The organism is Streptomyces plumbidurans (assembly GCF_019857225.1).
Lineage (GTDB): Bacteria > Actinomycetota > Actinomycetes > Streptomycetales > Streptomycetaceae > Streptomyces > Streptomyces plumbidurans.
In genome coordinates this window covers 39,593-59,542 of sequence record NZ_JAFJSY010000052.1, presented here as the reverse complement: position 1 = coordinate 59,542, position 19,950 = coordinate 39,593, and the positions used below count along the sequence as shown (strand labels likewise).

Genomic DNA, 19,950 nt, shown 5'->3' with positions numbered 1-19,950 from the left:
CCGGCGGCAGGGGCGCGCTAGAACACCACCAGCGCCCTGCCGCCCCGGCCCGCCAGCATGTTCTCGAAGGCCGCCGGGATGCCGTCGAGGCCGATGCGCTCCGTCACCAGCGCTCCCAGGTCCAGCCGGCCGGCCCGGATGTGCTCCGCGAGCACCGGCAGGTCCTTCGCCGGGTCGGAGTTGCCGTAGACGCACCCGGCCAGGGTCCGGCCCCAGTGGAAGATCTCCAGGGCGTTGAAGGTGACCTGCTGGTCCTTGCCGCCGATGCCGACCACCGTCGTACGGCCGCCGCGGCGGGTGGAGTCCCAGGCCGTGCGGATGGTGGACGCGCGGCCCACGCACTCGATGGCCACATCGACGCCCTGCTTGTCCGTCAGGCCCCGGATCTCGCGGGCGGTCGTCTCGGAGGCGACGACGTAGTCCGTGGCGCCCGCGCCGCGCGCCAGGTCCTCCTTCTCGGGCGATACGTCGACGGCGACGATGCGTCCGGCTCCGGCGATCCGGGCCGACTGCAGTGCCGCGAGGCCCACTCCTCCGACGCCGTAGACCGCCACGGTCTCGCCCGGCCCGACCTGTGCCGAGTGGTGGACGGCGCCGTAGCCCGTGAGGACGGCGCAGCCCAGCAGGGCGGCGTCGGTGAGCGGGACGCCCTCGGGCAGCGGCAGGACGCAGGACGCGGCCACGACGGTCTCCTCGGCGAACGCGGCGACGTTCAGGCCGGGGTGGAGGTCCGAGCCGTCCGAGGAGCGCCGGGCGTGGATGTCGGCGGCGCCGTTCAGGGCGTTGGCGCACAGCCACACCTCGCCGAGCGAGCAGGCGTGGCAACTGCCGCAGGACGGCGCCCAGTTGAGGACGACCTCGGCGCCGGGTGCGACATGGGTGACGCCCTCGCCGACGGCGACGACGGTGCCCGCGCCCTCGTGGCCGAGGACGGCCGGGACCGGCACCCGCATGGTGCCGTTGGACAGGGACAGGTCGGAGTGGCACACCCCGGCGGCGGCGAGCCGGACGCGGACCTGGCCGGGGCCGGGCTCCGGGAGGTCGATCTCGGTGATCTCCAGGGGAGCGCCCACGGCGGGGAGGACTGCTGCGCGAACCACGGAAACGCTCCTCAGAACTGGAGGGACTTGGTCTGCAGATACTCGGCGAGGCCGTGCGTGCCGAGTTCGCGGCCGACGCCCGACTGCTTGTAACCGCCGAAGGGGGCAAGGGGGTTGAAGCGGCCGCCGTTGATGTCGACCTGTCCGGTCTGCATCCGGCGGGCGAACGCCACCGCCTCCGCCTCGTCCCCGGCCCACACGGCGCCCGCGAGGCCGTAGACCGTGCCGTTGGCGATGCGCAGGGCGTCCTCCTCGTCCTCGTAGCGCAGGATGGACAGGACCGGGCCGAAGATCTCCTCCTGCGCGATGGTCATGTCGGGGCGCACGTCGGCGAAGACGGTGGGAGCGACGAAGTAGCCCTGTTCGCGCGGTGATTCGGGTCCGCCGGCGACCAGCCGGGCGCCCTCCGCGATGCCCTTCTCGATGTAACCGCGCACCCGTGCCTGCTGTTTGGCGTTCACCACGGGGCCGATGCGCTCGCCGTACTTGGCGGCGGCGTCCGCGGCCAGGCTCACCGCCTCCTCGTACTGGTCCCGGTGCACCAGCATCCGGGTCCAGGCGCTGCACGTCTGGCCGGAGTTGGACATGACGTTGGCGACGCCGACGTTGACCGCCTTGGCGAGGTCGGCGCTCGGCAGGACGACGTTGGCGGACTTGCCGCCGAGCTCCAGGGCGACCCGCTTGATCGCCGCGCCCGCGGTGGCGCCGATCTGCCGGCCGACCGCGGTGGAGCCGGTGAAGGAGACCAGGTCGACGTCCGGGTGCCCGGCCAGGGCCTGGCCCGCGACCGGTCCGAGGCCGGTGACCAGGTTGAAGACGCCCGCGGGCAGGCCCGCCTCGTGCACCGCCTCGGCGAAGAGCTGGGCGACGAGCGGGGTGTCCTCGGCGGGCTTGAGCACGACGGTGCAGCCTGCCGCGAGCGCGGGGGCGACCTTGGCGACGATCTGGTGCAGGGGGTAGTTCCAGGGCGTGATCGCGCCCACCACGCCGACCGGTTCGAGATGGATCGTGGAGTTGCCGGCCTTCTCCTCGAAGGCGTGGGTCGCGGCGAGTTCGGCGTACGAGCCGGCGACCGCGATCGGCACGGCCGCGTGCACGTTCTGCGAGAACTTCAGCGGTGAGCCGAGTTCGGCGGTGACCGTCTCGGCGATCTCGTCCTTGCGTGCCACGAGGACGTCGCGCAGGGCGGTCAGCCGGGCGGCCCGCTCGGCGGGCGGGGTCGCGGCCCAGGCCGGGAAGGCGGCGCGGGCGGCCCGCACGGCGTCGTCGACGTCCGCGGCGGTGCCCGCCGGGACCCGGCCGACGACCTGCTCGTCGACGGGGTTCACGACCTCGATCGTGTCCGTGCCGACGGCGGGGCGCCACGCGCCGTCGATGTACATGCCGTCGTGTGCCTTCATCTGCTCCTCCGGTGCGGGGTGCGTCCTGCGCGTCACAACCTATCGACCGCCTCCTAAACTAGCGGCGATAGTTTTTTGACGCCAGGGACCCCCTCGCCCTGAGCCCTACTCGTCCAGGTCCGGCAGCCGAGCCGGGGACGGACTGATCCGCTCGCCGTGCTGGTCGAAGACGAACAGATGGGCGAGGTCGACGAGCAGGGGGACCTGCATGCCGTGGCGCAGCTCGATGTCGGGGGTGGTGCGCACGACCAGGTCGCCGGGCAGGCGGGGCTCGGTGGACGCGGGTTCGGCGCCCCGGCCCCGCGCGAGGTCGTCCATGACCACGACCGGCCCGGCCCGCAGGGCTCCCGCCCGCTCCCGGAACCGCCCGAGGACGGTCGTGGTCCCGTCCCTGCGGCGGCGCCGGGTGGGCCGGGGCGCGGGGCGCGGGGCCTCCAGGTCCGGTACGACGGCGGGCCGCGAGCCGGTGTTGAAGTGGACGAGGACCTCGTGCCCCTGGAACTCCACGTGCTCCACCAGGCCGGTCAGCGGCACCTCGCCGGTGCGGGCGGAGGTGCGCTTGGCGATCCGGACGGCCTCCGAGCGCAGCCCGACGATCACCTCGCGGCCCTGCTGCACGCGCAGCAACTGGTGGTCCAGTTTCAGGGGTTCGGGCAGCCGCAGGTACTGCTTGCCGAGGCTGATGGTCATCGCGCCGTCCAGCGGGGCACGGACCAGCCCGCGCAGCAGGTTGATGCGCGGGGTGCCGATGAAGGCGGCGACGAAGACGTTGCGCGGCAGGGCGTAGACCGCGCGCGGGGTGCCCACCTGCTGGAGCACCCCGCCGCGCAGCACGGCGACCCGGTCGCCGAGCGACATGGCCTCGGCCTGGTCGTGGGTGACGTAGACCGTGGTGACGCCCAACTCCCGGGTGAGCTTGGAGATCTCGGCCCGCAGATGGTTGCGGAGCTTTGCGTCGAGGTTGGACAGCGGCTCGTCCATCAGGAAGGCGGAGGGGTGGCGGGCGATGGCCCGGCCCATGGCGACGCGCTGGCGTTCGCCGCCGGAGAGCTGGCTGGGGAAGCGGTCCAGGAGGTCCTCTATGCCGAGCATGCGGGCGGTGGCGTCCACGCGCGGGCCGGGGTCCTCGCCGGGCTTCTCCACGCGCAGCGGGAAGCCGATGTTGCCCCGGCTCGTCATGTTCGGGTAGAGCGCGAAGTTCTGGAACACCATGGCCATGTTCCGGTCGGACGGGAGCAGGTCGTTGCCGTACTCGCCGTCCAGCAGGAGTCTGCCCTCGGTGATCTCCTCCAGCCCTGCGATCATTCTGAGCACGGTGGACTTGCCGCAGCCGGACGGCCCCAGCAGCACGAGGAACTCGCCGGGCCGGACGTCGAGCGACAGCCGGTCCACCACGCGAACGCCTCGCGCATAGATCTTGCTCACGTCGTGCAGGGAGATGGCGCGCGTCATGACACAGCCCCCGGGGGCGTACGGAGCGAGCGCTGACGCTCGGCTGTCGATGGGCCCGTGCGGGTCGTACGGGCTGTGAGTCACGGAAGTTAACGGACCGTGCGCGCTCGCGGAAGACACCGGACACGATCGGGCCCATCGTTCCGCCCAGTGAGAAGCCGGGCGCGTCGCCGCACCGGGTCAGCGGGTCGCGGTCAGATGGGCGAAGACGACGACGTTGCTGGTGTAGCCCGTCCTGCGGTTGAACAGCCCGCCGCAGGTGAGCAGCCGCAGCTCGGGGCGCTTGCTCTGGCCGTACACCTCCTTGTCGGGGAAGCGTGCCTTGTCGAAGACCCGGACGCGGTCCACGGAGTAGACGGCGGTACGGCCGTCGACGCGCCGGACCTCGATCGCGCTGCCCGGGCGCACCAGCGCGAGGGCGGCGAAGACCGCGGCGCCGGTCTTGGTGTCACGGTGGCCGACGGCGATGGCCGTGCCGGTCTCGCCGGGCGAGGGGCCATCCCGGTACCAGCCGACGAGCTTGGGCTTGTCCAGCGGCGGGGTCTGCAGCTGCTGGTCGGGGCCCACCGTCACGGCGACGATCGGTGCGTCGATGCCGAGGGACGGTACGCGCAGGGTGGTCGCCGGAGACCGGGGCAGCGGCTCGGGCGGCGGGGTGGGCCTGGCCGTCGTCGGCTCGGCGGCCCGCGGACGCTGGTCGGCGGTCCCGGTCACCGGCTCGGCAGGCGTGTGCACCGATGCCGGGCCACCGGCCAGGGGCGGGGCCGGGTGGTGGTGCCCTCCGCACCGGACGACCGTCACCAGGACGGCCACGATCAGGGCCGTCCTGGTGAGTCGGTAGGCGCGGGTCCGGTGCCAGGGCCTGCGTCTGCGCCTAGGAGGCACCGTGCGAGCGGCGGCGCAGCAGCGTGCGGACGTACACGGCGCCGCCGACCGCGACCAGCCCGACGCCCGCGGCCGCGCTCAGCGGGGTGTACGACTGCACGGTGTCGACGAGACCGCCGCCGCCGGCGTGGACCCCGCCCTTGGGTCCGCCGCCCTCGTGCCCGGCACCGGACCCGTGGTCCTCGATCGTGCGGTTGGGGCCCTGCTGTCCGCGGTCCTGGTCGTGCCGGCTGTGGCAGTCGACGGTGAAGATCTTCTCCCTGGGTGTGACGGGAGTGGCGCCCGGTGGCGGGGTGAAGGTCCACGTGAGCGTGTACCTGCCGTCGGCCAGCCCCAGGGTGTCGGTGTGTCCGGCGCCGCCGGCGAGGGAGATCGTGCCGCTCACGGTGGCCGCGGTGGGCAGCGGGGGCTGGGCCGTGATGGTGTAGGAGACGCTGTTGACCGCACCGAAGTTCGCTGCGTCGAGGTAGAACCTGCAGACCTCGGGATCGTCCTTGGAGACGCCGTAGGGCACCCGCTCATTGTGGATCCTGATGTCGGCACCGTCGCCGGGGGCCGCGAACGCGGCCGCCGTCGCGAGCCAGGAGGCCCCGGCCGTGGTGAGTACGGTGAGGGCCGCGGCTCCGAGACGGACGCCGGCGGACGGGGGCATCAAGGTGGGCATGGATGTTCCTCCGAGTCAGACGATTTTCATACAAATCGCTCTTTCACCTGACTCTCTTTCACATCCGCCCCTGATACGGCGTCGCCACCGCTCGACGCGCCGTCAGAGATCGCCCGACCGGCGCAACCGCGTCCGCGCACGGCATACCGGCATCGGCAGCGCGATCCCCGCGCACAGCAGGCCCGCCGGCAGACACGTCACGGTGAGCAGCGCGGCGCCCCGGGCGCGCTGGTGCCCGCCATGTCCGCAAAATCACTGGTCACAGCGGCGCCGTGATCTCGACAGGCACTCCGTTGAGGACCGCGTTGCCCGAGAGCGGGTCGAGCAGGCTGCCGTCGAGGAGCTGGTTGACGTTGACGCCGGGATCGGTGGCGGCGTGGCTCATCCGGGTGCCGGGCCGGTCGTGGCCCCAGCCGTGCGGCAGGCTCACCACGCCCGGGCGCACCCCGTCGGTGACCTCCGCGGGAGCGGTCACCTCTCCCCCGGCGCCCTTCACGCGGACGGCGGCCCCGTCCCGCACTCCGAGGCGCTCGGCGTCCTCGGGGTGGATGTGCAGGGTGCAGCGGTTGCTGCCGCCGGTGAGGGCGGGGACGTTGTGCATCCAGCTGTTGTTGGAGCGCAGATGCCTGCGGCCGACGAGGACGAGTTCGTCGGGGAGCCGGTCCAGCGCCCCCCGCAGCCGCGGCAGGTCGTCGGCGATCGGCTGCGGCAGCAGTTCGACCTTGCCGCTGCGGGTCTTCAGCGGCTGCGGCAGTCGCGGCCGCAGCGGTCCGAGGTCGATGCCGTGCGGATGCGCGAGCAGCTTTTCCAGGGTGAGCCCGTCCGGTCGTACGCCGAAGCCGTCGCCGTAGGGCCCGAGGCGCAGCATCATGTCGAGCCGGCGCTCGGGACCGCTCACGCCGGTGAGCTGCGCGGCGAGTTCCTTCGGGTCGCGGCCGTGCACCGGTGACCAGGTCTCCTTGACGGCCTTGCCCAGGGTCTGGCCGATGACCAGGTCGTCCACCGCCGAGGGATCGGCGCCGTGCATGCCGGTCGCGGCCAGGGTCAGCCGGGCGAGGATCTCGGTCTCGGCCATGCGGCCGGGCTCCAGGGGGACGGCCGGCCGGTTGTAGCGAACCTGGTTGCGCACGGCCAGGGTGTTGAAGGCGAAGTCGTGGTGCGGGCTCTGGGAGGGCGGGGGCGGCGGCAGGACGACGTCGGCGTGGCGCGAGGTCTCGTTGAGATAGGGGTCGACGCTGACCATGAAGTCCAGGGAGCCCAGGGCCTTGTCGAGCCGGTCGCCGTCGGGTGCGGACAGCACGGGGTTGGCGGCGACGGCGACCAGGGCCCGGATCGGCTCGCCCCGCTCGGTCGCGGTGTCGATCTCCTCGGCGAGCGCCGAGAGCGGCAACTCGCCCTTGGCCTCCGGGTGTTGGCTCACCCGCGAGTGCCAGCGGCCGAGCGTGAAGCCGTGGCTCGGTCCGGCCGGACGCGGTGTCCGGTCGGTGGCCGCCTGCGGGAAGAGGGCGCCGCCGGGGCGGTCGAGGTTGCCGGTGAGGATGTTGAGGATGTCGACGAGCCAGCTGCCGAGGGTGCCGTACGGGACGGTGCAGCTGCCGATACGGCCGTAGACGGCGGCGGTCGGGGCGGCGGCGAGCTCGCGGGCGAGGGCGCGTGTCACCTCGGCCTCCACGTCGCAGGCCGCGGCGACCGCTTCGGGCGTGAAGTCCCGTACGGCGTCGCATAGTTCGTCCAGGCCCTCCAGGTGCGGGGTCAGCTCGCCGGGGGCGACGAGGCCCTCCTCGAACAGGACGTGTGTCATCGCCGCGAGGAGGAGCGCGTCGGTTCCGGGGCGGATCGCGACGTGCCGGTCGGCGAGTTTGGCGGTGCGGGTGCGGCGCGGGTCGATCACGGTGAGGGTGCCGCCGCGGACCTTGAGCGCCTTGAGCCGGCCGGGGAAGTCGGGGGCGGTGCACAGACTCCCGTTGGACTCCAGGGGGTTGGCGCCGATGAGGAGCAGATGGCCGATGTGGTCCAGGTCCGGCACGGGGATCGCGTTGGCGTCGCCGAAGAGCAGCCCGCTGGAGACGTGCTTGGGCATCTGGTCGAGCGTGGACGCGGTGAAGACGCTGCGGGTGCCGAGGCCGGCGAGCAGCACCGGCGGGTAGAGGGCGCCGGCCATGGTGTGCACGTTGGGGTTGCCGAGGACGACTCCCACCGCGTGCGGGCCGTATCGCTCGACGACGGGGCGGATACCGGCGGCGACCGCGTCGAAGGCCTCCTCCCAGGTGGCCTCGCGCAGCTCGCCGTCCTTGCGCACGAGGGGGCCGCGCAGCCGGTCGGGGTCGGCGTCCAGGGCGCCGAAGGAGGCGCCCTTGGGGCAGATGAACCCCTTGCTGAACACATCGTCGCGATCACCGCGCGCACCGGTGACCCGGGTGCCCTCGATGGTGAGCGTGAGCCCGCAGGTGGCCTCGCACAGGGGGCAGATACGCAGAGCGGTGCGGGACACGGGGTCCTCCCGGTGGGCGGCGTCGACGCTCGGGCACTTTGAGCATACCGACCGGTTGGCATGTTGGGGAGGGTTCCTCGGCGCGCATCGACCGGGCGGGGCTTCGGAGCGTCAGTCGAGTACCCGCGCCAGATACGCCTGCAGCAGCTCGCGCGCCTCCGCGATGATCTTCTCGTCGCCGCCGGGCGCCATTCTGAAGGCCAGGTGGACCAGGGTGTCGGCGGTCTCCACGGCGATGAGGAAACAGCGGCGCAGGTCCTCGTCCGGCTCGCGGTCGAGATAGCCGGAGAGCAGTTCGGTGAGGCGGTCGGCGACGCGGTGGTTGGGCTCGGCGTTGCGGGCGCCGACCGGGATCTGGTTGCCGAAGTCGACCAGGGAGAAGCCGGGCGCGGTGCGCTTCATGGCCAGGTACTCGTCGAGGACGGCGTCCATGGCGGTGCGCCAGCCGCCCTCACCGGCCGTTTTCAGCCGTTCGCCGACCTGCTCGGTGAACCGTTCCAGGTTGCGCTGGGCGAGGGCGTCGACCATCTGCCGCTTGTTGCCGAAGAAGCGGTAGACGGAGCCGATGGGAACTTCCGCGCGCAGCGCCACGGCACGGGTGCTCAGGGCGTCGTAGCCGACCTCGTCGAGGAGGTCGGCGCAGGCGTCGAGGATCCTGGTGAGCCGTTCGGCGCTGCGCCGCTGCACGGGGGCACGGCGTAGCGATGTCGCGTGGGGCACGTGCTTCATGATGCCTTTCCGGCGCGCTCCGGAGAACCTCGCCCCCCAGTACGCGGACGGATGGGCAATGCACTCAACGCCGTCCGGTCCCCGGTGCCGCCGGGCCTGGCCGCGGCCTCGGAGGCCGTGATGTCGGCCGTGCTCTCGACCGGCTCGCTCTTCACGGCCCAGACGGTGCCGTCGTCGGCGTAGAGCCTGGCGGTGACGTGGTGCGTGCCGCGCGGCACGAGGTGGGCCGGGAGGCGGCAGTTCAGACCACGAAGCCGGGTGACCAGGCGGTCGTCGACGAAGATGTACGCCACTCCCCGCCCGGCCACCGCCCGCGGCTTCGCGCCTTTGGCGGAGAAGCGGAAGTTGCGGACGGTCAGGCGCACGTCCCAGGCGTTGTCCGCGTCGGGCTGCACCTCGATGCCGACCTCGGGCGCGTCCTGCTTCTGCACTTCACGGTAGTGCCGGCCCTCCTGGTCGGTGTCGTCCAGCACCTTGCCCACCGGCGAGGCCGACTGCCCGTGCTTCCCCTCGTGCGCATCACCGCTTCCGCAGCCCGCGGATCCGGTCAGCAGCAGGACACAGACCGCGAGCGCGGCGGGCAGACCACGCGTCCACGACATGCCCGGAGACTAGAACACCGGTCCGACAGTCGGATCCCCCTGGAGTCGGGTTCTCGTTCCTCCCTGGTGAGGAGGCCCGAAGACCCTCTTGCGCCGGCGAAACCGCAATCCTACGTTGTTACATAGGAATCAGACGGCATCCGTCCGCGAAGGAGCGACGATGAGCGGGGAAGCGCGCAAGACGGCCGAAGGGCTGACCTACCTCTCCGGTTTCGGCAACGAGCACAGCTCCGAGGCCGTGCCCGGCGCCCTGCCGGAGGGCCGCAACTCGCCGCAGCGCGCGCCGCTCGGGCTGTACGCGGAGCAGCTCAGCGGCACGGCGTTCACCGAACCACGCGCCCGCAACCGCCGATCCTGGCTCTACCGCATCCGCCCGTCGGCCGCCCACCCGCCCTTCACGCGCGCGGACAACGGCGCGATCCGCACGGCCCCGTTCACCGAATCGGTGCCCGACCCGAACCGGCTGCGCTGGAACCCGCTGCCCGAGCCCCCGGCCGGCACGGACTTCCTCGCGGGCCTGTGGACCCTGGGCGGCAACGGCGACGCGACGCAGCGCACCGGCATGGCCGTGCACCTCTACAGCGCCGACTCCTCCATGGAGCGCGTCTTCAGCGACGCCGACGGCGAACTGCTGATCGTCCCGGAGCGCGGCGGGCTGCTGCTGCACACCGAGTTCGGGCTGCTGCACGCGGAGCCGGGACACGTGGCCCTGGTCCCGCGCGGGGTGCGCTTCCGGGTGGAGCTGCTGGACGCCTCCGCGCGGGGCTACGTCTGCGAGAACTACGGCGCCCCCTTCCAGCTGCCCGACCTCGGCCCGATCGGCGCCAACGGACTGGCTAACGCCCGTGACTTCAGGGCGCCGGTCGCAGCCTACGAGGACGTCGAGGGGGCGGTGGAGGTGGTCAACAAGTTCTGCGGCAACCTCTGGCGGGCGACGTACGACCACTCGCCGCTCGACGTGGTCGCCTGGCACGGCAACCATCTGCCGTACGTCTACGACCTGCGCCGCTTCAATGTCATCGGCACCATCTCCTACGACCACCCCGACCCGTCGATCTTCACCGTGCTGACGTCCCCTTCGGACACCCCGGGGCTCGCGGGCGTCGACTTCGTGGTCTTCGCGCCGCGCTGGCTGGTGGGCGAGGACACCTTCCGGCCGCCGTACTTCCACCGGAACGTGATGAGCGAGTACATGGGCCTGGTCGAGGGCGCCTACGACGCGAAGACCGCCGGGAAGGGGGGATTCGTGCCGGGCGGCGGCTCGCTGCACAACATGATGTCGGCGCACGGTCCGGACCGGGAGACCTTCGAGCGGGCGAGCGCGGCCGAGCTGAAGCCGCAGAAGGTGGACGACGGGCTGGCGTTCATGTTCGAGACCCGCTGGCCGGTCACGCTCACCGCGCACGCGGCGCAGGCGGAGCACCTCCAGCGCCGCTACGACGACGTGTGGCAGGGCCTCGAACGCCACTTCCGCCCCTTGCACTGAAGATCCCCGACCGGTACGGATGGCCCGTGACCTCCTTCGCCCCGGACTCGATCGTCCTGAACCGCAAGCTGCCGCTCTGGTACCAGGTCTCGCAGTCCCTGCGCGCCTCGATACTCGGCCGCTCGCCGCAGGACCCCCTGCGGCTGCCCACCGAGGAGCAGTTGGCGGGGCACTACGGGGTGAGCGTGCTGACCATGCGGCAGGCGCTGAAGGAGCTGGAGGACGAGGGCCTGATCACGCGGCACCGGCGCCGGGGCACCTTCATCGAGCCCGGCGCCCGCAGGGGCACCCCGGTCCGGCTGCTCGGCTCGGTGGACGCCATCGTGGCCCAGCAGTCCGGCATGACGACCGAGCTGCTGGACCACGGCGAGGGGCCGGTGCCGCCCGAACTCGCCGAGTACTTCCCCGGGTTCGACGAGGTGGCCACGTACCACCGGCTGCGCAGCGACGAGAAGACGGGCGAACCGACGAACCACGCGCGCAACTACGTGCGGCCGGACGTGGCGGCGCGGTTCGAGGCGGCCGAACTGCTGCACCGCCCGATGACCAAGGTGCTGCGCGACATCGTGCGGGCGGACATCAGCCGTATCACCGACACCGTTCAGGCCCGGCTGGCCGACCCGGAGACGGCGCGGCTGCTCCAAGTCCCGCTGCTCAGCCCGATCCTGCACTACACGGGCGTGACCTACGACGCCGAGGGAAGGGTGCTGGACGCGGCGGTGATCCACTACCGGGGCGACCGCTTCTCCTTCACGGTGACCCTGGACGCCACATGAGGTCGCCGGCCCCGGATGCCTGTCGGCGGAAGGTCGTACGATGCCCAGCGTGACGCACGACGACGCTCCGCTGCTGGCGGACCTCATGCCGTGGTCCGTCGCACCGCCGCGGCTCGGCCGGGGGTGGCCGGCGGGCCCCGACGCGGCCTCCCTGAAGTCCCGCTGGGACGCCCTGCTGAAGGCCGAGGGCCCGGACCGGGAGGCCCTGTTCGAGCCGACCCGCTCGCGCACCCTGCGCTCGGCGGTGGGCCGCCTGCCGGGCCAGTCGAGCGGCACGGAGAAGCTGCTCCGCGCCACCGGCCCCTGCCCGGAGCCGGTGCGCGTGCTGCACGCCGCCTTCGACGAGCAGTGGCTGATCCCCGACCACCGGCTGATCGACGCGGCCCGCCCGGAGTTGTGGCGGGTGGCGGACGAGCGGCAGGTCTTCGTCGTGGAGAGCCCCTCCGACACGGGCGGACCGCAGCTGCTCGCCACGTCCCACCTCCCGCTGCTGCGCCCCGGCCGCATCCGCCCGCTCCACCGCCGCCCCGGCGGCGCCGAGCCCAACCTGGCGCCGGGCCTGCTGGAGCACCTCGGCAAGCGTCTGGGCCTCGCCCCCGCCCCGGCGGACGTGCTCGCCTGGATCATGGCGACGGTGCGGCCGGGCCTGACGGTCCCGCTCACCGAGGACGGCGAACTGTGGTCGCGCGGTGTGGAGTTGGGCCGCCGCATCCTGTGGCTGATGCGCCGCGACGGCGAGCGCCCCAAGCTGCCGGGCGGCCGCCGCCCCTATGTCCGGGCCCCACTGTCGTCGCGCCCGCTCACTATCGACTACGACCGTGACGAGGAGACCCTGCTGCTCGACGAGGGCCGTATCTCCCCCGTGCCGCCCGAGGCGTGGGACTTCGAGGCGGGGGGTGTGCGCGTGCTGGAGCAGTGGTTCACGGCGCGCACCGCTCCGGCCGAGCCGGGCACGCTCCCGGCGATCCGCCCGGCGACCTGGCCGCAGGCATGGACGTCCGAACTGCTTGAGCTGATCACGGTCCTGGCCCTGCTCGCCGAAGTACGGCCGCAGCAGGCGGAGTTGACGGTGACGGCCCCCGTCACGGCGTCCGAGCTGCACACGGCGGGCGTCCTGCCGGTCTCCGACGCCGCGCGCAGGCCGGCGTCGGTCCTGGACCACCATGAGGAAGGCCCGGAGGGCCAGTTCGCCCTGATCTAGCGCCGCGATGGGGCAACTCGCCTGGCGGGGTGGGGAGTTGTGCTGGTGGCGAGTTGCGAACCCTCGGGTCCGGCCGGGGACGTGGCTTCAGGAGAAGGGCGCGGGCCCTCGCCCGGTGTCGCACCTGAGCATCGCTGCTGCCGTGGGGATGACGGACGACGAGTGAGCAGCGCTGCGCCGGGAGGGTGCGGTCGACCGGGCGTGGGCACGCCGGTGGCGCCGGTGCGGCTCAGCGCCCGCCGAACAGCGAACGGCGCAGGCGGCGCAGCGGCGCGAAGAGCAGGACGCGGCTGATCCGCGCACCCCTGGCGCTGCGCTCCTGCGGGGTGTCGCGCGTGGTGAGCTCCTGCATCAGCAAGGTCGCCTCGGCGGCCTTCTGCTGCGGCACGGCGGGACCTCCCAGCACCGACAGGTGCCGGTCGAGCCGCGAGCTGCTCGCGCTGCTCCCGTACGTGATCGCAGGGACCCTGGCCCTGCTGCGCACTGTTATCTGTTCCATGTCACTCCCCACCCGTACGAGTCCACCCGGCCCGGGCAGAGTAACCCTATCGCTCCCTCGGGGCACTCGTGTATCGCGGTCACAGGATTCACCTTCCCCGTAAGGATGTTGACGACTTCACGTTCGTCACTCTCCGAATCCAACCGCTTTCAGGGCGAGTTGGACAATCGGCCGGCTGGTGGGCTGAGGTGAGCCACCGTCCGGCTCCACGGTCACAGCCAGTGATGTTGCGGACTTGTTGAGGCCGGTCGCGATCAGGGGCGTGTCGCCCCCCTCGAACAGCCCGAGGGAGCGTGGTTGCGCATCGGGGCGCATGAGCCACAGCTGGCGCACGCGTCCGCTGGGCAGGGTGCCGTATCCGCTGAGGGTGACGACCGCCCGTCCTTCGGAAGCGGAGGCGACCACGGAGATGTTGCGGCCACGGTCGCCCCGGCCCGCGGTCGCGCGGGCGTCGGGAGCTGCGAGAACGTGGGCGATCTCACGCGACTGGGCCCGCTCGGCGTTCAGCTGGTCCTGGGTCCGGTCGGCCTGGACGGCAAAGAGCGAGGCGACCACGAGCGCCGCGGCGGCCGTCGCCGTGGCGAAGGGGACGAAGAGCGGGCGGCGCTCGCGGGGCGCACGGGAGCGCGCCGGCGGTGGCTGCGTGCCCCAGACGTGCGGCGGCAGTTGGGGCGTGTGCTCGTGCGCGGGCTCCTGCGGTGTGGCGCGTACGGCGGCCAGCACCCGGTCCCGCATCGCGGCCGGTGCCGGGGCGGCCGTCGACCAGGCCAGCCGGACCGCGTCCTCGGACAGCGCCCGCACCTCGGCGGCGCAGATTCCGCACGTGGCGAGGTGCTTCTCGAAGCGGACCCGCTCCGCGGGCGTGAGCGCGTCGAGCGCGTAGGGGGCGGCCAGCGAGTGCGGGTCCTCGCGGCGCAGGCGGTCGCGCAGACTCATGCGACACCTCCCAGGCACTTGCGCAGCTGGGTGAGTCCATCGCGCATGCGGGTCTTGACCGTGCCCAGCGGCAGGGAGAGCCGCTCGGCCACTTCACGGTACGTGTAGCCGTCGTAGTAGGCGAGGGTGACGGACTGACGCTGCAGATCGGTGAGCCGGTCCAGACAGCGGCGCACCCACTCCCGTTCGAGGCCCGCCTCGACCTCCTCGGTGACCTGGTCGAAGGCGGGGTGGTGGGCCCGGCGCGCCTCGCGCTGCTCGCGCTCGCCGGCCGCGCGGGCGCTGCGCACCCGGTCGACGGCCCGGCGGTGGGCGAGGGTGAGGATCCAGGACAGGGCGCTGCCGCGCGCGGGGTCGAACCGCGCGGCGGACCGCCACAGTTCCAGCAGCACCTCCTGGGCCACCTCCTCCGACTGCGCGGGGTCCCGTACGACCCGGCGCACCAGTCCGAACACCGGCCCCGACACCAGCCCGTACAGCTCCTCGAAGGCCTTCTGGTCTCCGCCCGCCACGAGCGCCAGAAGCTCGTCCGCCTCCACGCGGTCCCCCTCTCTGCGGCCGCAAGGGCCCCGTCCCGTCACACCAGGCATTCGCAACGAACGCACCTCCGGATGGGGTTACGGATCAGAGTGCCGAAAACGCGGGTCCGCGGCCGGTGAAACGCGATTCACGGCCCGCTGGTCCGGGACGGGCGTCCGAACTCGCCGCAAGAACCTTCGGGATTCGACCAATCCACCCCGCCGACGGCTCCGAATCAGCGTGCGTCAGGCAAGTTGGGACTGAGGACGGACGGCATGACACCTATTTCCAGGAGCGGTGCGGGACACAGGAGCGTCGCGACCCTGATAGCCGGCGCGCTGGCTGCCGGAGGGCTCACGGCCGCCGGCGTCGCCACGCTGGAACCGGGGGCGGCATCCGCCTCCAGCCACCGGGAGGCCCCGCTGATCTCGGGGCAGCCGCAGTACGACAACACCGACGTGTACGCGTTCGTCAGCCCGGACAAGCCGGACACGACGACGATCATCGCCAACTGGATCCCCTTCGAGGACCCGGCGGGCGGCCCGAACTTCTACACGTTCGCCGACGACGCGCAGTACGACATCCACATCGACAACAACGGCGACGCACAGGGCGAGTTGCTGCTGCGCTACACCTTCAAGACTCATACGAAGAACAAGAAGACGTTCCTCTACAACACGGGCGCCGTCACCAGCCTCGACGACCCCGACCTGAACGTCACGCAGTCGTACGACATCGACCTGATCAAGCTGCACAACCAGAAGGTGGTGTCGAAGACGAAGCTCGCCGACGACGTGCCGGTGGCTCCGTCCAATGTCGGCAAGGCGTCGATGCCGGACTACAACACGCTGCGCAAGCAGGCGGTATACAAGCTCGCCAACGGCGCGCAGACGTTCGCGGGCCAGGCCGACGACCCGTTCTTCCTGGACCTGCGGGTCTTCGACCTGCTGTACGGCGGCAACCTCTCCGAGGTCGGACGAGACACCCTCAAGGGCTACAACGTCAACTCGATCGCCCTGCAGGTCCCGACCGACATGATCACCGAGTCGGCGAAGCAGCCGGTCGTCGGCATCTGGTCGACGACCCAGCGCAGGAACGCCCAGGGCTACTACGAGCAGGTCTCGCGGCTCGGCAACCCACTGGTCAACGAGGTCGTCAACCCGCTGAAGGACAAGGACAAGTTCAACGCCTCCTCGCCCTGGAACGACGGCCAGTTCCTGAAGAACGTGACCAACCCCGAGCTGCCGAAGCTCATCGAGTCGATCTACAAGATCAAGGCGCCGACCGAGCCGCGCAACGACCTGGTCGACGTGTTCCTCAAGGGCGTCAAGGGGCTCAACCAGCCGCCGAAGGTCCGGCCCGCGGAGGAGCTGCGCCTGAACACCTCGATCAAGCCGGCGGCCAGCCCGAAGCGGCTGGGCGTGCTCGACGGGGACAACGCGGGCTTCCCGAACGGCCGTCGTCTCACCGACGACGTGGTCGACGAGGCGCTCCAGGTCGTCGAGGGTGAACTGGTCGGTTCCAAGAACGACTTGGGCGACGCGGTCGACAAGAACGACAAGGGCTTCGGCCACTCCTTCCCGTACCTGGCCAACCCGACGGCCGGTTCGCGCGGTGCCACCGCCAAGGGGGTCACCAGCGGCAACGACGTCCGCAACCAGCTGGGTGACGCCCTGCAGCCCACCTCCGGCGGCAGCAGCAACAACATGGCGCTGATCGCGGGGTCGGCGGGCGCCGGTGCGGCGGGGATCGCACTGATCGGGGTCGCGCTGATGTGGTGGCGCCGGATGCGGAGGCGTGCGTACTGAACCTCGCGGGGGGACTGCCGGCCGTCGTTCGTCCGCAGCGACGCTGTGGCTGGTCGCGCAGTTCCCCGCCCCCTGCGGTCCGGGCTCCGCCCGGGCCCGACCATCCCGCAACGTCCGGTCGCAGCACGTCGAATGAGGAGAGGGCATGGCCCCGCGTACGAACGGCACCGAGCCGGAGTCGGAGAACGGCACCGCGCCGGTCGGCCCGGCGGAAGAGAAGACGCCACGCGCCGGTGACCCCCAGCAGCCCGGCAACGGCGCCGACTCCACCGAGGACGCGGAAGCCGATCCGCGGGTGGCGGCCGTACGGCGGGTGGGCGAGACCGGGCGTCGGCTGCGGGCACTCCAACTCGGAGGCACAGTCGCGCTGTTGGCGGTCGCGCTCACGGCCGGGTCCATCGCGGTCGGCGCCCTGAGGGACCACAAGGACACCACCGTCGCCGCCGCCTCCGCCGCCCTGTCACCGGCGGCGCTGTCCGGCGGCGGCCTGGACGCGAGCATCGCCGCGCTGCAGGCCCAACTCCGCACCCAGCCGAAGGACTTCGGCAGCTGGGCCACGCTGGGTCTCGCCTATGTCGAGCAGGCCCGCACCAAGGGCGACCCCTCCCGCTACCCGCAGGCCCAGAAGGCGCTGAAGCGCTCCCTGGAGCTGAAGCGCGGCAACGAGCAGGCCGTCACGGGTCAGGCCGCTCTGGCCGCCGCGCGGCACGACTTCGCGGACGCCCTCACGTACGCGGACCGCGTGCTCAAGGAGAACCCGTACAGCGAGCGCGCCCTCTCCTCCCGTATCGACGCCCTCGTCGAACTCGGCCGCTACGCCGACGCGTCCAAGGCCGCCGACACCGCCGACTCCCGGCGCCCGGGCGTCCCGGTCTTCACCCGGTACGCGTACGTCCATGAGCTGCGCGGGGACGTGCGGACGGCGCACCGGGTCCTGGCACAGGCCCTCGGCTCCGCCACCGCCCGCGGCGACATCTCCTACGTCGCCGCCCAGCTCGGCCAACTCGCCTGGAACCAGGGCGACTACAAGAGCGCGCTGACCTACTACGCCCGGGCGCTCGCCGCCGACGAGAACTACCTCCCCGCGCTGCAGGGCCGGGCCCTCGCCCAGTACGCGAGCGGCGACCGGGCCGCCGCCATCAAGGGGATGGAACAGGTCGTCGCCCGCTATCCGCTGCCGCAACCGCTGGTCCAGCTCGGCGAGATGTACGAGGAGCGCGGCGCCGAGGGCGACAAGGAGAAGGCCCGCGACCAGTACGCCCTGGTGGACGCGTGGATCGCGCTCGCCCGCGCCAACGGCGTCAACGCCGACCTCGACACCGCGCTCGCCGCCGCCGACCACGGCGACAAGGCCTCGGCCCTGCGCGCCGCCCGCGCGGAGTGGGCCCGGCGGCACACCGTGCACACCGCGGACGCACTGGCCTGGGCGTTGCACGTCAACGGCAAGGACACACAGGCCCTTTCGTACGCCCGGCAGGCGACGGCCACCGGCTACCACAACGCCCTGTTCCTCTATCACCGCGGCATGATCGAGCGCGCCACCGGCCACCGAGAGGACGCGCGCGCCTCGCTGAAGGCGGCACTGAAACTGAACCCCGGCTTCTCACCGCTGGGCGCGCGCGAGGCCCGTGCGGCGATCAAAAACCTGGAGGCGGCGCAGTGAACCCTCGTCGGCTGCTCGCCTCCACCGGGGCCGTCCTCACGGCGGCCTGCGCGCTCGCGCTGACTCCTTCCACCAGCGCGAGCGCGCACCCCCTCGGCAACTTCACCGTCAACCGCTACGACGGCCTCGTGGCCACGCCCGACCGGCTCCGCGTCGACCACGTCGAGGACCTCGCCGAGATCCCCGCCACCCAGGCCAAGCCCGACATCGAGCGGCTCGGCACGACCGAGTGGGCACGTGAGCGGTGCGCGAAGGCAGCGGACGGCAGCAAGGTCACTGTTGACGGGCGGGCCGCCCACCTGACGGTCGCCGGAATCACGGCGCGGCTGCGGCCCGGGCAGGCGGGGCTGAACACGCTGCGGGTCGAGTGCCGGCTGACGGCGCCGCTGCCCGAGGGCGACACCGTGACCGTCGGCTTCCACAGCGCGGGCGCGAACTCCGGGCCCGGCTGGCGGGAGATCACCGCCCGCGGCGACCGTATGACGCTCACCGCCACGGACGTACCGAAAAGCTCGGTCTCCCGCGAACTCACCAGCTACCCCAAGGAGTTGCTCACCTCCCCCGCCGACACCTCCTCGGCCTCCCTGCGGGTGCGCCCCGGCGGGCCCGCCCTCACCGAGGACCGGCAGGACGCGCCGGCCGCCTCCGTGCTGCCGCGCGGCGCGGACCGCTGGACCCGCGCCCTGGACTCGCTGGTCGCCCGGCACGACCTCACCGTCGGCTTCGCCGCGCTGGCGCTGCTGATCGCGGTCGTCCTGGGCGCGATGCACGCGCTCGCGCCGGGCCACGGCAAGACCCTGATGGCGGCGACGGCAGCCGCCCGCGGCGGCCGCGCCCGGCTCAAGGACGTACTGCCCCTGGCCGCCTCGGTGACGGTCACGCACACGCTGGGGGTGGTCGCGCTGGGCCTCCTGGTCACGGCCGGTTCGGGCGCGGCGCCCTCGGTGATCACCTGGCTGGGCATCGCGAGCGGCGTCATGGTGTTCTGCGCGGGCGCGACCCTCGTACGCCGGGCCTGGCGCAACCGCGGCCCCGGGCACACCCACACCCACACCCACGGCCATCCCCACCCGCACGGCCCGGACGCTCACCCCCACACGCATGGGACCGATGAGCCCGAGGTACGCGAACTCGCCCTGGTCGCCGCCCACACGCAGACCGCAACGGCGACCACCGAAGCCCACCCGCACCCGCATCCCCATCAACCCGCTCACACGCACGACCACGGCCAGGACCCCACCTACCCGCACACCCACCCCCACGACCACGACCACCCCCACGACCACGCCCACACCCACCCCCACTCCGTCGAGCACACCCACGGCGGCTTCACCCACACCCACTCCACCGCCCCGACTCTCCGCGGCACGATCCTGCTCGGTTTCGCCGGCGGTCTCGTGCCCAGTCCGTCCGCCGTCGTCGTGCTCGTCGGTGCCGCGGCGCTGGGCCAGGCCTGGTTCGGGCTGCTGCTCGTCGTCGCGTACGGCGTCGGGCTCGCGCTGACCCTCACCGCGGCCGGGTTCGCGGTGGTCAAGCTGGGCACCGGGATGAACCGCCTGCTGGACAGGCGCCCCCGCTGGACCGGCCATCCGGTCGCCACCCTGGTCCGCAGGAACGCCCCCCTGGCGTCGGCGTTCCTCGTCGTCGCCCTGGGGATCGGACTGGTGCTCAAGGGGGCGGCATCCGCACTCGGCTGAGCTACGTTTGTGGGGATATCACACGGAGTGGAGAAAGCACGC

Annotated in this window: 17 protein-coding genes; 6 read left to right on the top strand and 11 right to left on the bottom strand. The window is 72.4% G+C overall.

The genetic code is table 11. The features are described from left to right. Positions 1-17 precede the first annotated feature (17 nt). The 8 genes from JYK17_RS28390 to JYK17_RS28355 form a co-directional block, all read right to left on the bottom strand. Complete coding sequence (locus JYK17_RS28390; protein WP_222811482.1) at positions 18-1,100, bottom strand: Zn-dependent alcohol dehydrogenase; 1,083 nt, start codon at positions 1,098-1,100, stop codon at positions 18-20. An 11-nt stretch (positions 1,101-1,111) separates the two neighbouring features. Next, on the bottom strand, positions 1,112-2,500 hold the full coding sequence (locus tag JYK17_RS28385; protein WP_222811481.1) for an aldehyde dehydrogenase family protein: 1,389 nt from the start codon (positions 2,498-2,500) through the stop codon (positions 1,112-1,114). Between the two features lie 105 nt (positions 2,501-2,605). Next, positions 2,606-3,952: an ABC transporter ATP-binding protein gene (locus tag JYK17_RS28380; protein WP_108011908.1), complete on the bottom strand. Its 1,347-nt coding sequence runs from the start codon at positions 3,950-3,952 to the stop codon at positions 2,606-2,608. A gap of 180 nt (positions 3,953-4,132) precedes the next feature. Then, a complete protein-coding gene (locus JYK17_RS28375; protein WP_164932284.1) occupies positions 4,133-4,837 on the bottom strand; it encodes a class F sortase in 705 nt (234 codons plus the stop codon). Next, entirely contained in the window at positions 4,827-5,501 is a 675-nt protein-coding gene (locus JYK17_RS28370) for a hypothetical protein (RefSeq protein ID WP_222811480.1), read from the bottom strand. The genes JYK17_RS28375 and JYK17_RS28370 overlap by 11 nt, the downstream gene beginning before the upstream one ends. A 259-nt stretch (positions 5,502-5,760) precedes the next feature. Further along, positions 5,761-7,992 (bottom strand): molybdopterin oxidoreductase family protein, encoded by a 2,232-nt coding sequence (locus JYK17_RS28365; protein WP_222811479.1) that lies wholly within the window; start codon positions 7,990-7,992, stop codon positions 5,761-5,763. A 111-nt stretch (positions 7,993-8,103) separates the two neighbouring features. Beyond that, on the bottom strand, positions 8,104-8,721 hold the full coding sequence (locus JYK17_RS28360; protein ID WP_108011916.1) for a TetR/AcrR family transcriptional regulator: 618 nt from the start codon (positions 8,719-8,721) through the stop codon (positions 8,104-8,106). Further along, the gene (locus JYK17_RS28355; RefSeq protein ID WP_128803498.1) at positions 8,718-9,323 is read right to left on the bottom strand and encodes a hypothetical protein; all 606 of its coding nucleotides are present in this window, start codon (positions 9,321-9,323) and stop codon (positions 8,718-8,720) included. The genes JYK17_RS28360 and JYK17_RS28355 overlap by 4 nt, the downstream gene beginning before the upstream one ends. A gap of 160 nt (positions 9,324-9,483) precedes the next feature. Here JYK17_RS28355 and hmgA point away from each other — a divergent pair, with 160 nt between their 5' ends. From hmgA to JYK17_RS28340, 3 genes are read left to right on the top strand one after another with little or no spacing between them, the layout of a single operon-like run. Further along, positions 9,484-10,809 (top strand): homogentisate 1,2-dioxygenase, encoded by a 1,326-nt coding sequence (gene hmgA, locus JYK17_RS28350; protein WP_128803497.1) that lies wholly within the window; start codon positions 9,484-9,486, stop codon positions 10,807-10,809. A gap of 26 nt (positions 10,810-10,835) precedes the next feature. Beyond that, the gene (locus JYK17_RS28345) at positions 10,836-11,585 is read left to right on the top strand and encodes a GntR family transcriptional regulator (protein WP_108011922.1); all 750 of its coding nucleotides are present in this window, start codon (positions 10,836-10,838) and stop codon (positions 11,583-11,585) included. 40 nt (positions 11,586-11,625) lie between these two features. After that, positions 11,626-12,786 carry a type ISP restriction/modification enzyme gene (locus JYK17_RS28340; RefSeq protein ID WP_222811478.1) on the top strand — a complete coding sequence of 387 codons (1,161 nt, stop codon included), beginning with the start codon at positions 11,626-11,628 and terminating at the stop codon, positions 12,784-12,786. Between the two features lie 229 nt (positions 12,787-13,015). On the opposite strand, the gene JYK17_RS28335 is transcribed toward JYK17_RS28340, so the two are convergent. The 3 genes from JYK17_RS28335 to JYK17_RS28325 form a co-directional block, all read right to left on the bottom strand. Further along, positions 13,016-13,285, bottom strand: a complete 270-nt coding sequence (locus JYK17_RS28335; RefSeq protein WP_108011926.1) for a hypothetical protein — start codon at positions 13,283-13,285, stop codon at positions 13,016-13,018. A gap of 126 nt (positions 13,286-13,411) precedes the next feature. Then, the gene (locus JYK17_RS28330; RefSeq protein ID WP_222811477.1) at positions 13,412-14,221 is read right to left on the bottom strand and encodes an anti-sigma factor; all 810 of its coding nucleotides are present in this window, start codon (positions 14,219-14,221) and stop codon (positions 13,412-13,414) included. Beyond that, a complete protein-coding gene (locus JYK17_RS28325) occupies positions 14,218-14,760 on the bottom strand; it encodes a sigma-70 family RNA polymerase sigma factor (RefSeq protein ID WP_164932283.1) in 543 nt (180 codons plus the stop codon). Before JYK17_RS28325 ends, JYK17_RS28330 begins: the two co-directional genes overlap by 4 nt. Positions 14,761-15,015: 255 nt before the next feature. Here JYK17_RS28325 and JYK17_RS28320 point away from each other — a divergent pair, with 255 nt between their 5' ends. The 3 genes from JYK17_RS28320 (at position 15,016) to JYK17_RS28310 (ending at position 19,908) form a co-directional block, all read left to right on the top strand. Beyond that, on the top strand, positions 15,016-16,548 hold the full coding sequence (locus JYK17_RS28320; protein ID WP_108011932.1) for a DUF4331 domain-containing protein: 1,533 nt from the start codon (positions 15,016-15,018) through the stop codon (positions 16,546-16,548). Between the two features lie 145 nt (positions 16,549-16,693). Further along, entirely contained in the window at positions 16,694-18,211 is a 1,518-nt protein-coding gene (locus JYK17_RS28315; protein ID WP_222811476.1) for a tetratricopeptide repeat protein, read from the top strand. Continuing rightward, positions 18,208-19,908, top strand: coding sequence for an urease accessory protein UreH domain-containing protein (locus tag JYK17_RS28310; RefSeq protein ID WP_222811475.1), 1,701 nt, complete (start codon positions 18,208-18,210; stop codon positions 19,906-19,908). Before JYK17_RS28315 ends, JYK17_RS28310 begins: the two co-directional genes overlap by 4 nt. Positions 19,909-19,950 lie beyond the last annotated feature (42 nt).